Origin of the sequence: Streptomyces sp. CA-249302, from assembly GCF_050936785.1 — a bacterium.
Lineage (GTDB): Bacteria > Actinomycetota > Actinomycetes > Streptomycetales > Streptomycetaceae > Streptomyces.
This window is the reverse complement of the sequence record NZ_JBNJMG010000001.1, coordinates 2518436-2530956: the sequence shown is the minus strand read 5'-3', so window position 1 is coordinate 2530956 and position 12521 is coordinate 2518436. Positions and strand designations below refer to the sequence as shown.

The following is a 12521-nucleotide window of genomic DNA, read 5'->3' as shown; positions in this document are numbered from 1 at the left end:
CTCCATGGACGTGGAACTTCCCGAACTCCCCTTCGCCCTCCGCACGTACGGCCCCGAAGGCAACTGGTCCTATGAGGACGGCATCCTCACCGGATGGGCCGGACCCCGGCAGGACCGTTTCGTGCCGCCCACCGGGGAGGGGCTGGAGCCCGCCTCCGACGCGCCGCGGCTGCTGGGCTGGCCCGAAGGGGACTTCCAGCTGATCGCCCGGGTCACCGTCGGGTTCGCGGCGGCCTTCGACGCGGGAGTGTTCTACGTCCATGTCGGCGAGCACGCCTGGGCCAAGCTCTGCCTGGAGAACTCCCCGGACGTGGCCACCGTCTGCACGGTGGTCACCCGGGGACACTCCGACGACGCCAACTCCTTCACCGTGGACGGCAGTTCGGTATGGCTGCGGGTCAGCCGCACCGGCCGCGCCTTCGCCTTCCACGCCTCCCGCGACGGCCGACGCTGGACCTTCGTCCGCCTGTTCACGCTGGGCGGCGAGAAGGAGACGGACGCGGCCCTGGTCGGCTTCATGACGCAGTCGCCGATGGGGGCGGGCTGCGTGGTGACGTACGACCACATCGAGTTCCGGCCCAACTGGCCTAGCGACCTGAGAGACGGAAGCTGAGCCCGAAGGTCACCAGGAGCAGGACCGCGCCGACGGCCAGGCTCAGCCGCATCCCGTCGACGAACCCGCCGGAGACCAGCGTCCCGAAGACGGCGATCCCCAGCCCGCCCGCCACCTGCCGCGCGGAGTTGAGCATCCCCGCCGCGAGCCCGGCCCGCTCCGCCGGTACGGCGTCCATCATCGCGGCCGTCAGCGGCGGCACGGTCAGCGCACAGCCCAGGGCCAGCGGTACGAGGAGCACGGCCACCAGGGCGGAGGGCGTCCCGGCGTCGACGTACAACAGCAGGAGGAGCAGTCCTACGACGGCCAGTGCCTGCCCGATCAGCATCGGCAGCCGTGGACCGTGGCGCCCCGCGAGCTTGCCCGCGACCACGTTGGTCACCGCGATCAGGCCCGTCATGGGCAGGAAGGCCAGCCCGGCGCGCAGCGCGGACAGGCCCTGGACCTGCTGGAAGAAGAGCGAGAAGACGAACACCACGCTGTAGAAGGCGACGCTCACCGCCGCGCCCGCGGCGACCGCCACGGCCACCGTCCGGTCGCGGAAGAGGGCGAGCGGGACGACCGGGTGCGGGCCGCGCGCCTCCACGCGGAGGAAGACCGCGGCCGCCACGACGGCCACCGCCAGGGCCGCCCACCCCGCCGTGCCGCCCTCGATCACCGCGAACGTCAGGCCAGTGAGCGCCAGCACCGCCGTCGCCTGCCCCGGCAGGTCCAGCGGTGCCGGACGGCGTTCGGAGCGCGGGGCCCGGACGAGCAGGGCCAGGATCAGCGCCCCCACCGGCACATTGACGAAGAAGACCGCGCGCCAGTCCCAGGCCGTGGTCAGCAGCCCGCCCGCCACCGGCCCCAGCGCCACCGCCGCCGAACCGCCGGCCGCCCAGGTGGCCACCGCACGCGCCCGCCGCGCCGGTTCCGGGTAAGCCTGCCGCACCAGGGACAGCGACGCCGGGAGTACGACGGCCGCCGCCACGCCCTGCACCACCCGCGCCCCGATCAGGGACGGCAGGTTCGGCGCGAGGCCGCAGGCCACCGAGGCGAGGGTGAACACCGCGGTGCCGAGCGCGAACGCACGGCTCGCCCCGGCCCGGTCCGCGAAGGCCCCGGTGGACAGCATCAGCGCGGCGAAGGGCAGCGTGTACGCGTCCACCACCCACTGGAGCCCGGACATCCCGGCGCCGAGGGAGGAGCCGATCGCGGGCAGGGCCACGTTCACCACGGACGCGTCGAGGCAGATCAGCGCGAAGCCGAGGAGGGCGGCGGTGAGGGTGCGGACGGGAGAAGGCCTCTTGGGCATCAACTCCCGCTCCGATGAGGTGAGTTGTGCACCGCTGAGGGTCCGGTCGGTCGACATGCCTCCATGCTCCGGATCTCCACCGTCGTACAGTAGTGGCCTGAATGCCATGCATCCGGAGGTTCTGGCCATGTCCGAGGCGCCCGTACCGCACCGCATCGCCGTCATCGCGCCCTCGCCGGTCTCGATGTTCAACCTGGCCATCCCCGAGCTGCTGTTCGGCAAGGTCGAGGTGGCCGGGCGGCCGGGTTACGAGGTCGTCATCTGCGCCGCCGAGCCGGGTCCCGTGCCCACCAGCGGGGGCCTCGACCTGTACGTGCGTCGCGGGCTGGAGGCCGTGCGGGAGGTGGACACCGTGGTCGTCGCCGGCACCGGGGCGCCGTACGAGCCGGACCCGCGGATCGTGGCCGCCGTCCGTGAGGCGGCCGACGCCGGGAAGCGGATCGCGTCCCTGTGCACGGGCGCCTTCCAACTCGCCGAGGCGGGACTGCTGGAGGGCCGCAGGGCCACGACGTACTGGGCGCACGCCGAGGCGCTGCGCACCCGCTACCCGGGCGTCGACCTCCAGGGAGACGTCCTCTACGTCCAGGACGGCCCGTACGTCACCGCGTCCGGCTACGCCGCCGGCATCGACCTCTGCCTGCACATCATCCGTACCGACTACGGCGCCGCCGTCGCCAACGAGGTGGCCCGGCTCGCCCTGGTCGCGCCGGTCCGCCCGGGCGGCCAGACCCAGTTCACGCACACCCCGCTGCCGCCCGAGCGCGGCACGGCCTGCGCGGACACCCGCGGCTGGGCCATGCGCAACCTCGACAAGCCCCTCACCCTCGCCGACCTGGCCCGCCACGCGGGCGTCTCGATCCGCACCCTCACCCGCCGCTTCCACGCGGAGAGCGGCGTCAGCCCCCTCCAGTGGCTCCTCCACCAGCGCATCGAACGAGCCAAGGAGCTCCTGGAGACCACCGCCCTCCCCATGGACCGCCTGGCCGAAGCCTGCGGCCTGGGCACGGCCGACTCACTGCGTGCCCATGTGGTCCGCCGGACCGGCCTGACCCCGAGCGCCTACCGGGCGCAGTTCACCCGCCTCGGAACCGAGGGCGCCGGGGACTCGTCCTCCGCTGCATGATCGAAGCGAACCGGACCATCGACTCCCTGGTGATCAGAACGGCCCTCCCCGCCGAGGCCGCCGCCGTCGCCGAGCTGCACCTGCGGGCCCGGGCGACGTACTACCCGGACGGTCTCCCGGACGACGGTCTCGACTGGCCGGCCCTGTGGCGCGAGGCCATCGAGCGGCCCGACGGGCACGTCCTGTGCGCCGTCCGAGACTCCCGCCCGGTCGCCATCGCCTCCTTCCGCACCCCGCCGGACACCCCGGCGGAAACGGTCAAGCTGTTCCAGTTCCACGTCGACCCCGACCGCTGGCGCACCGGCGTCGGCACGGCCCTGCACACCGCCTGCGTCGAGCAGTGGCGGGCCGACGGCAGGCGCACCGCCGTACTCGACGTGCATGTCGACAACGAGCGAGCCCAGGCCTTCTACGCCCGCCAGGGCTGGGTCCCGGACCCGGAGAACCCACCCGCCGAGGACGACCACCACCTGTTCCTGCGGTACTCCCTGACCGGGAATGACCTGGGAATGACCTGGGAATGAAAGCGGCTGCTTGAACGTTCACGTTCCTGGCGGAGGGTGCCTCCGTAACCGTACGAGGTGGAGTGAACATGAAGGTCGAGATCTGGTCGGACATCGCCTGCCCCTGGTGCTACGTGGGCAAGGCCCGCTTCGAGCAGGCGCTCGAGGCCTTCCCGCACCGCGACCAGGTCGAGGTCGTACACCGCTCCTTCGAGCTGGACCCGGGCCGCGCCAAGGGCGACACCCAGTCCGTGATCAGCATGCTCACCAAGAAGTACGGCATGAGCGAGGCGCAGGCCGAGGCGGGCGAGGACAACCTCGGCGCGCAGGCCGCCGCGATCGGCCTGGACTACCGCACCCGCGGCCGCGACCACGGCAACACCTTCGACATGCACCGCCTGCTGCACTTCGCCAAGGAGCGGGGCCGCCAGGACGAGCTGATCCAGCTCCTCTACAAGGCGAACTTCGCCGAGGAGCGCTCCCTGTTCAGCGAGGGCGACGAGCGGCTCGTGGAGCTCGCCGTCGCCGCAGGCCTGGACGCGGACGACGCCCGCAAGGTCCTCGCCGACCCCACCGCCTACGCCGACGAGGTCCGCGCCGACGAGCGCGAGGCCGCCCAGCTCGGCGCGAGCGGCGTGCCGTTCTTCGTCCTCGACCGCAAGTTCGGCGTCTCCGGCGCCCAGCCCGCCGAGGTCTTCCAGCAGGCGCTGACCCAGGCCTGGGGCGAGCGCCCGCCGCTGCAGCTGATCGACCAGGGCGACGCGGACGCGTGCGGCCCCGACGGGTGCGCCGTACCGCAGAAGTAAAGCCGCAGGCCGGGGCGGATCTATAAGGAACGCTTAGCGGAACCACGTAAAAATCGGCAATGGACTACGAGTTCTCCCGGGCCCACAGTGGATCCATGGAGACCGTGGAGACCTTCGAGAGCCTCGTCCGAGCCGAGTTCGCCCCGAAGAACACCTATCTCAACACCGCGAGCACCGGCCTGTTGCCGGCCCGTACCGTCGCCGCCATGCGGACCGCCGTCGAGGCGGCGGCCGCGGGCGCGCCGACCGACATGTTCGGGGACGTCGAGGCGAGCCGCGCCACCTTCGCGCGGCTCGTCGGCGTACCGGAGAACCGGGTCGCGGCCGGCGCCTCGGTCGCCGTCTACAGCGGTCTGATCGCCGCCTCCCTGCCCGAGGGCGCCGAAGTCCTCACCGCCGAGGGGGACTTCAGCTCCGTGGTGAACCCCTTCCACGTCCGCACCGACCTCAAGGTGCGCACCGTCCCCCTGGAGCGCGTCGCCGAGTCCGTGCGCCCCGGCACCACCCTGGTCGCGGTCAGCGCCGCGCAGTCCGCCGACGGCCGGGTCGCCGACCTGCCCGCGATCCGCGCGGCGGCACGGACGCACGGGGCGCGTACGTACGTCGACGCGTCCCAGGCCGCCGGCTGGCTGGACTTCGACGCGGACGCATACGACTACTCCGCCTGCGTCGCCTTCAAGTGGCTCGTCTCGCCGCGGGGCGTGGCCTTCCTGGTCGTCCCGGCGGACCTCGGCCCGCTCACCCCGCTGTTCGCGGGCTGGGTGGCGGGGGAGCACCCCTGGGACGCCTGCTACGGCCCGATCGCCGAACTCGCCCACTCCGCCCGCCGGTTCGACGAGAGCCCCGCCCTCTTCTCCTATGCGGGCGCCCGCCGCTCCCTCGAACTCCTGGAGGAGCTCGGCGTGGACGCGATCCGCGCCCACGACCTGGAGCTCGCCGACCGCTTCCGCGCCGGGCTCGCGAGCCTGGGCCACCAGCCCGTCCCCGCGCCGGGCTCACCGATCGTCTCCGTCCCCCAACTCGGGCGCCTCCAGCCCGAGTTGAGCCACGCCGGAGTCGAGGTCTCGGACCGTGCGGGCAACCTGCGGGCCGCCTTCCACCTGTACAACACACCGGCCGACGTCGACCGCCTGCTCGACGTGCTGTCTGCCTGAACCACTGGCGCGGTCCCGCCCGGGACGCTAGGAAGGGCACCAGGGGTGGTGGTGCCGGTGGAGTCCACGGGCGATACGTCCGTCCAGCTTCCCGTCGACGCGGAGCTGCACAGGCGGCTCGTGTACGGGGACGAGTCCGCGCTGGCCGAGGCGTACACGGCGTACGGCGGGCTGGTGCGGCGCGTCGCCGTGCGGGTCACCCGGAGTCCGGGCGCCGCCGAGGACGTGGCGCAGGAGGTCTTCGCCCAGCTGTGGAGTCGCCCGTACGCCTTCGACGCCCGCCGCGGCACGCTGCGCACCTGGCTGTCCATGCTGGCCCACCGGCGGGCCGTGGACTGGGTGCGCAGCGAGGCGCGGCACCGCAAGGACGCCCGCGCCGATGACTCCGCGCTGCACGCCATCCCGGACGCCGCGCCCGGCCCCGACGAGACCGTCGTCGACCGCGAACGCTCCCTCCTGCTGCACACCGCCCTCGCCGAACTCCCGCAGCCCCAGCGGGAGGTCGTGCACCTCGCCTACTTCGCCGGCCGCACCTACCGGCAGGCCGCCGTGGAACTCGGCATCCCCGAAGGCACCGCGAAGACCCGACTCCGCACCGCCCTGCGCACCTTGGCCGAGTCTTTGGCCGACCCGCCGGACCCGGCGCTGGAAAGGGGCGCATGATGGCGACAGGGCAAGCCAGGAAGGGAGGCATCCGGTGACCACCGAGCACGACGGCGTACGCGACCTGCTGGCCGCCTGGGCCTTCGGCGCCCTCCCGCCCGCCGAGCGGAAGACGGTTCCCGCACATCTCGCGCGCTGCGAGAGCTGCGCCGCCGAGGCGGAGCAACTGCGGGAGACGGTACGGCTGTTGGACGGGCCGCCGATCGAAGCCTCCCACCCGCAAGGGGCGCACGTGAACGGAACGGACGGAGCACCCGGTGTCGACGTCCTGACCGCCGCCCTGCGCGCCCGCCCCGCCGCTCCCCACGTCGCCCCGCACGCCGCTCCCTACGCCGCCGCGGTCGCCGGTCTCAAGGCGCTGCTGGCCGAGGCCGACGGGCGCTGGTCGACCCCGGTGGTGCACGACTGGGACGTGCACGCCACCCTCGCCCACCTGCTGGCCGCCGACGAGCCCCTGGCCGGCCGGCTCGGCGTCGGCGGACGCGGGCCCGGCACCGAGGAGGAGGCGGACTGGGTGGCCGCCTGGAACCGGCGTACCGCCGAGGTCATCGCCCACGAGCACGGCCGTACACCGGAGGAGACCCTCGCCGACTGGGCCGCACAGGCCGCCGCGCTGCTCGCCGCGCCCGAGGCCCACGACCTCGAACTGGCCGCCCGGGCAACGATGTTGATGGGGGTACGGCTGCCCGTCGCCGACCACTTCGTGGTGCGCGGCTTCGAGGCGTGGATCCACACCGACGACATCGGCCGCGCCCTCGGCCTCGCCGTACCGCCGCCGCCCGCCGAGCACCTCTGGCGGCTGGTCCGGCTCGCCGTGCGCGTCCTCGGCCTGGCCCTCGGCCCCACCGCACCGCCGGTGCTGTTCGCGGTCACCGGCGGCGAGCAGTGGGTGCTGGGCTCCGACGCCGAGCCGGTGCGTGCCGAACTCGCCCTGGACCCGGTCGACTTCTGCCTCCTGGTCGGCGGCCGCTTCACCCCCGACGAGGTACCGCGCAGCGCCACCGGAGACGAGGGCGCGGTCCGGAACGTACTGGAGCGGGCGGCGTCACTGTCGTGGCTGTGACGCCGCCCGCTCCAGGTCACGCGCTCACTTCACCGGCGTGAAGTCCCTTGCTCCGATGAACGTGGGCCGCCGGACGGGCGCCGCGAACGGCTCCACGGCCTCGTTCTCCACGCTGTTGAACACGATGAACACGTTGCTGCGCGGGAACGGCGTGATGTTGTCGCCAGACCCGTGCATGCAGTTGCAGTCGAACCAGGTCGCCGAGCCGGCCCTGCCCGTGAAGAGTTTGATGCCGTACTCGCCCGCCAGGGCCGTGAGCGCCTCGTCCGAGGGCGTGCCCGCGTCCTGCATCTGGAGGGACTTCTTGTAGTTGTCCTTCGGAGTGGCCCCCGCGCACCCGAGGAAGGTGCGGTGCGACCCCGGCATGATCATGAGGCCGCCGTTGGTGTCGAAGTTCTCGGTCAGCGCGATCGAGACGGACACGGTCCGCATGTTCGGCAGACCGTCCTCGGCGTGCCAGGTCTCGAAGTCGGAGTGCCAGTAGAAACCGCTGGCCCCGAAACCCGGCTTGACGTTGATCCGCGACTGGTGGACGTAGACGTCCGAGCCGAGGATCTGCCGGGCCCGCCCGACGACCCGCTCGTCGCGCACCAGGCTCGCGAACACCTCGCTGATCCGGTGCACCTCGAAGACGGAGCGGATCTCCTCGGACTGCGGCTCGATGATCGAGCGGTCGTCCGCCCGGATCGCCGGGTCGGCGATCAGGCGCTCCAACTCCCGCTGATAGAGGCCCACTTCGTCGGGTCCGACGATCTGGTCGACGGCGAGGAAGCCGTCGCGCTCGAACGACTCCAACTCGGCCGTGGCGATCGGTCCCGGCGTGCCGGGGACCGACCAGACGACGGGGTCCTTGCGGGGGGTCGACACCTCGCCGGTGCCGCGGCTGGGGTACAGGTCGGTGGTGGCGGTGCTCATGGTCAGCCCTCCTCCGTCAGCAGGGGATAGACACCGTTCTCGTCGTGGTCCTCCCGGCCGGTCACGGGCGGGTTGAAGACACAGATGCAGCGGAAGTCCTCCTTGATCCGCATCGTGTGCCGCTCGTGCCCGTCGAGGAGATACATGGTGCCGGGCGTGATCGTGTACTTCCGCCCGGTCTCGTCGTCGGTCAGCTCGGCCTCGCCCTCGACGCAGACGACGGCCTCGACGTGGTTCGCGTACCACATCGACGTCTCCGTACCCGCGTACAGGATCGTCTCGTGAACCGAGAAGCCGACCCGCTCCTTGGCGAGGACGATGCGTTTGCTCTCCCAGGTGCCGGACGCGGCCTTCACATGCCGGTCGGTGCCTTCGATCTCCTTGAACGAACGGACGATCACGGTGCTGCACTACTCCTTTTTCAGAGGGTTTCGCGAACGGCGCGGGCGAGGATGCCGAGTCCCTCGTCGAGTTCGTCGGCCGTCACGGTCAGGGCGGGGAGGAGCTTGACGACCTCGCTCTCCGGGCCCGACGTCTCGATGAGGAGCCCGAGTTCGAAGGCGCGCCGGGCGATCCGGTTCGCGCGCTCCTTGTCGTGGAACTCCATGCCCCACACGAGCCCCCGGCCCCGGTACTCCTTGACGTCACCGCGGCTCTCCTCGGCGATCGCGCCGAGCGCCTGCTCGACCTGCTCGCCGCGCGCCTGGGTCTGCTTCTCCATCGCGGAGCCGTCCGCCCAGTACGCCTCCAGGGCGGCGGTGGCCGTGACGAAGGCGGGGTTGTTCCCGCGGAAGGTGCCGTTGTGCTCGCCCGGCTCCCAGATGTCCAGCTCGGGCTTGAACAGGCAGAGGGACATGGGGAGTCCGTACCCGCTGATCGACTTGGACACGGTGACGATGTCCGGCGTGATGCCCGCCTCCTCGAAGGAGAAGAAGGCGCCGGTCCGCCCGCACCCCATCTGGATGTCGTCGACGATCAGCAGCATGTCCTGCCGCTCGCACAGGTCGGCCAGCGCCCGCAGCCACTCGGGCCGCGCCACGTTGATGCCGCCCTCGCCCTGCACGGTCTCGACGATCACCGCGGCCGGCTTGTTGAGCCCGGAGCCCTGGTCCTCGAGCAGCCGCTCGAACCACAGGAAGTCCTCGACCGTGCCGTCGAAATAGTTGTCGAAGGGCATGGGCGTGCCGTGGACGAGCGGGATGCCGGCGCCGGCCCGCTTGAAGGCGTTGCCGGTGACGGCCAGCGACCCCAGGGACATCCCGTGGAACGCGTTGGTGAACGACACGATCGCCTCGCGCCCCTTCACCTTCCGCGCCAGCTTCAGCGCGGACTCCACGGCGTTCGTCCCCGTCGGCCCCGGGAACATGACCTTGTACGGCAGGTCGCGCGGCCGTAGCACCAGGTCCTGGAAGGTCTGGAGGAAGGCGCGCTTGGCGGTGGTCGACATGTCGAGCCCGTGCGTGACGCCGTCCCGCTCCAGGTAGTCGATCAACGCCCGTTTCAGGACCGGGTTGTTGTGCCCGTAGTTGAGTGAGCCGGCCCCGGCGAAGAAGTCCAGGTACTCGTGGCCGTCCTCGTCGTACATGCGGCTGCCCTGCGCACGGTCGAAGACGGTGGGCCAGCCTCGGCAGTAGCTGCGCACCTCGGACTCGAGGGTCTCGAAGACGCTGAGGTCGGGCTGGGTGATGGTCACGAAGAATCGCTCCTCGGGGATGCGTGGGGGGTGAGGGGAAGTCAGGGGGAGGCAGGGGGGTTCAGAGGGAGAGGGGCCCGATGCGGTACAGCACTTCGGGGTCGTGCGGCCCGTCGGGGAAGTGACCCGCGTCGAACAGCACCTCGCGCTCCACCTCGGCGCCGTGCCGCTCGGCGAAGGCGGTGAACAGGCGCTCGGAACCGGTGTTGCCGGGCGTGATGGTGGTCTCGACGGCGGTGATCCGGTGCTCGCCCGAGGTCCGCGCGACCAGCCCGTCGAGCAGCGAGGCGGCGACCCCGCGCCCGCGGTAGGCCTCGTCCACCGCCACCTGCCAGACGAGCAGGGTGCGCGGGCGCTCGGGCCGTACGTAGCCGGTGACGAACCCGACCGGCTGTCCGCGGCCGTCGCGCGCCACGGCGGAGGTGGCCGCGAAGTCGCGACACCACAGCAGATAGCTGTACGACGAGTTCAGGTCGAGTGCCTTCGAGTCCCGGGCGATACGCCACAGCGAGGCGCCGTCCGTCACCGAAGGACGGTCGATTTGCAGTTCTGCTGACGTGTCTGCTTGAGCGGCAGTCATGCGAATTGAACTTACCGAGCGGAAATCAAAAATGCATGGCTGGATGGGGTTACGCATGAGCATCGGGTGTGTTATCACGCGGGCGTGAGCAGTCCTGTGACAGGGCAGCAAAAAGGCCCGTTCTGTCCGGTAAATACCGCACAAAATGGGCCTGATGTGTAACGCGTCACAGCCGTGTAACCCTCACGAGATCTGCCCGGAATACCCCCCTTGGTGTTCGCGGAATCTTTGCGTTTAGGTTCGGAAAAAGCGGGCAGAAGAATACGGGAAGCTGCTCCCGAAAAGGCACGCGAATTACACCGGGAATAGGGCGGAATTCAGGCCCCGGTCACCCCGTCGATACGCTCGCGCAGAATATCCGCGTGCCCGTTGTGCCGGGCGTACTCCTCGATCATGTGAATGAGCACCCAGCGCAGGCTGACCTCGATACCCGCCATGTCCCCGTCGGGAATCCGGGTGACGTAGTCCAACGACCGCCCGGCACACAGCTCCCGCCCGCGCGCGATCTCCCGCCGCCACAGGTCGAGCGCGTCATGGATCCCCCGGGCGGGATCGAGCCCGTATCCGCTCTCGTTCCCCTCCCCGAACACGGGGGGCATGTCCAGCCCGCCCACGGCCCGCTGGAACCAGTTCCGCTCCACCTCGGCGAGATGCTGCACGAGCCCGAGCAGCGTCAGCGCCGACGGCTCCGCCGCCGGAAGCCGCACCTGGGCGTCATCCAGCTCCTTGCACTTCAACTCCAGAGTGGCCCGATGAAAGTCGAGCCAGCTCTCGAGCATCTCCCGCTCGCCACCGGTGAGATGAGGGATGGGCCGGCCGTCGGGAAGGGTATGGGCTGCGTCGGTGGTCATGCGGCGAGCATGGCACGGGCCACTGACAGCGGGGGTGCGCTTTCGGCCCGTCTGGGGGCGCAGCCCCCGGAGACCTCGGCCCCCGACGACCGTCAGCCAGCCTCCACAACCCGCCGAGCCCCCTCCAGATCCACCGAAACCCCCCGCTCGGCCAGCGCAGCCCCCAACGCCGCCAGACTCGCCCCCACCGCGGAGCGCGTCGCATCCACCCCATAGTGATTGACCCGGATCATCTCCTTGGCCAACGCACCCCCACCCGCCGCCAACGGCACCGAGGAGTCGATCTCCAACGCCCGAGCCACCAGCTCCGAAGCGACAGTCCCCGCCGGTACCCGAAGCGTCGTGGCGACCGGCGCCGCCTCCCGAACGTCGTACACATACGGCTCCAGCCCCCCACCCAGAGCCACCGCCCCCGCCCGCGCAGCCCCCGCGGCCGCCACATGCCGCCCCATCACGGCATCCAGCCCAACCGCCTCGATCCGCTCCACACACGCCTCCAGCGCCAGCATCTCCAGCTGCGCCGGCGCATGCAGCAGCACCTTGCGCCCGCCGTCGACCCACCGCTCCTTCCAGTCCAGCAGCGAGAGGTACGACCTCCTCGGCGCCCCCGCGTTCGCGGCCATCCTCGCCCAAGCCCGCGCGCTCACGGACACCGCCGACACCCCGGCCGGCCCGCCCATCGCCTTCTGCGCCCCGATGACACACAGGTCCACACCCCACGCGTCCGGAAGCACCGGCTCGGCCCCGATCGAGGCCACCGCGTCCAGATAGAAGATCGCGCCCCGCTCTCGTACGACCTCCCCGATCTCCGCGACGGGATTGGTGTTCCCGGTGGCCGCCTCCGCATGGACCAGCGACACGAAGTCGATCTCCGGATGCTCGGCGAAGGCCTCCCGGACCTGCTCGGCGGTCACGGCCGTGTGGAACGGCACCGCCAGATCGATCACCGTCGCCCCGCAGTCCCGCAGCCAGTTCCCGAAGGTCTGCCCGTACGGCCCGGTGATGACGTTCAGCGCGGTGTTGCCGGGACCGACCGTCCCCCGGATCGCCCCCTCCAGCGGCAGCAGCGCCTCACCCTGCATGATCACGACGTCCTGCCGGGTGTCCAGCAAACGGGCGACCCGGTCCTCGATCTCGGCGAAGCGGGCGGCGCTCAGCGGGGCCAGGTCAAGGAACGGGTGTGTCACGGCGGTGCCTTCTCCTCGGTCATGGGGTACAGGTGTCGAGAGTAACCGGCACCCCACATCCACCCCTGCCGGTGAC

Annotated in this window: 14 protein-coding genes; 7 read left to right on the top strand and 7 right to left on the bottom strand. The window is 71.3% G+C overall.

Features of this window, described 5'->3' with window-relative positions; translation table 11 throughout:
* The first annotated feature begins 4 nt into the window (after positions 1–4).
* A complete protein-coding gene (locus ACQEWB_RS11415) occupies positions 5–613 on the top strand; it encodes a DUF1349 domain-containing protein (RefSeq protein ID WP_432829727.1) in 609 nt (202 codons plus the stop codon).
* Here the strand turns inward: ACQEWB_RS11415 and ACQEWB_RS11410 are convergent.
* Positions 588–1964, bottom strand: a complete 1377-nt coding sequence (locus tag ACQEWB_RS11410; RefSeq protein WP_432829725.1) for an MFS transporter — start codon at positions 1962–1964, stop codon at positions 588–590. The two genes, ACQEWB_RS11415 and ACQEWB_RS11410, sit on opposite strands and share 26 nt — an antisense overlap.
* A gap of 49 nt (positions 1965–2013) precedes the next feature.
* Between ACQEWB_RS11410 and ACQEWB_RS11405 the strand changes: the two genes are divergently transcribed.
* The 6 genes from ACQEWB_RS11405 (at position 2014) to ACQEWB_RS11380 (ending at position 7219) form a co-directional block, all read left to right on the top strand.
* Positions 2014–3030, top strand: a complete 1017-nt coding sequence (locus ACQEWB_RS11405; RefSeq protein WP_432829723.1) for a GlxA family transcriptional regulator — start codon at positions 2014–2016, stop codon at positions 3028–3030.
* A complete protein-coding gene (locus ACQEWB_RS11400; RefSeq protein WP_432829721.1) occupies positions 3027–3554 on the top strand; it encodes a GNAT family N-acetyltransferase in 528 nt (175 codons plus the stop codon). The genes ACQEWB_RS11405 and ACQEWB_RS11400 overlap by 4 nt, the downstream gene beginning before the upstream one ends.
* 68 nt (positions 3555–3622) lie before the next feature.
* Positions 3623–4339, top strand: coding sequence for a DsbA family oxidoreductase (locus tag ACQEWB_RS11395; protein WP_432829719.1), 717 nt, complete (start codon positions 3623–3625; stop codon positions 4337–4339).
* 59 nt (positions 4340–4398) lie between these two features.
* Positions 4399–5493 (top strand): aminotransferase class V-fold PLP-dependent enzyme, encoded by a 1095-nt coding sequence (locus tag ACQEWB_RS11390; RefSeq protein ID WP_432829717.1) that lies wholly within the window; start codon positions 4399–4401, stop codon positions 5491–5493.
* A 45-nt stretch (positions 5494–5538) separates the two neighbouring features.
* Complete coding sequence (locus tag ACQEWB_RS11385; RefSeq protein ID WP_432829715.1) at positions 5539–6156, top strand: RNA polymerase sigma factor; 618 nt, start codon at positions 5539–5541, stop codon at positions 6154–6156.
* Between the two features lie 34 nt (positions 6157–6190).
* Entirely contained in the window at positions 6191–7219 is a 1029-nt protein-coding gene (locus ACQEWB_RS11380; RefSeq protein ID WP_432829713.1) for a maleylpyruvate isomerase family mycothiol-dependent enzyme, read from the top strand.
* Between the two features lie 24 nt (positions 7220–7243).
* Here ACQEWB_RS11380 and thpD read toward each other — a convergent pair whose 3' ends face one another.
* From thpD to ACQEWB_RS11350, 6 genes are all read right to left on the bottom strand, one after another.
* Positions 7244–8134 (bottom strand): ectoine hydroxylase, encoded by an 891-nt coding sequence (gene thpD, locus ACQEWB_RS11375; RefSeq protein WP_432829711.1) that lies wholly within the window; start codon positions 8132–8134, stop codon positions 7244–7246.
* A gap of 2 nt (positions 8135–8136) precedes the next feature.
* Positions 8137–8535, bottom strand: coding sequence for an ectoine synthase (locus ACQEWB_RS11370; protein ID WP_432829709.1), 399 nt, complete (start codon positions 8533–8535; stop codon positions 8137–8139).
* Positions 8536–8555: 20 nt separating this feature from the next.
* Positions 8556–9827 (bottom strand): diaminobutyrate--2-oxoglutarate transaminase, encoded by a 1272-nt coding sequence (gene ectB / locus ACQEWB_RS11365; protein ID WP_432829707.1) that lies wholly within the window; start codon positions 9825–9827, stop codon positions 8556–8558.
* A 61-nt stretch (positions 9828–9888) separates the two neighbouring features.
* Positions 9889–10407 carry a diaminobutyrate acetyltransferase gene (ectA, locus tag ACQEWB_RS11360; RefSeq protein WP_432829705.1) on the bottom strand — a complete coding sequence of 173 codons (519 nt, stop codon included), beginning with the start codon at positions 10405–10407 and terminating at the stop codon, positions 9889–9891.
* 317 nt (positions 10408–10724) lie between these two features.
* Positions 10725–11258: a DinB family protein gene (locus tag ACQEWB_RS11355; RefSeq protein WP_432829703.1), complete on the bottom strand. Its 534-nt coding sequence runs from the start codon at positions 11256–11258 to the stop codon at positions 10725–10727.
* Positions 11259–11350: 92 nt separating this feature from the next.
* Entirely contained in the window at positions 11351–12445 is a 1095-nt protein-coding gene (locus tag ACQEWB_RS11350) for a pyridoxal-phosphate-dependent aminotransferase family protein (RefSeq protein ID WP_432829701.1), read from the bottom strand.
* Positions 12446–12521 lie beyond the last annotated feature (76 nt).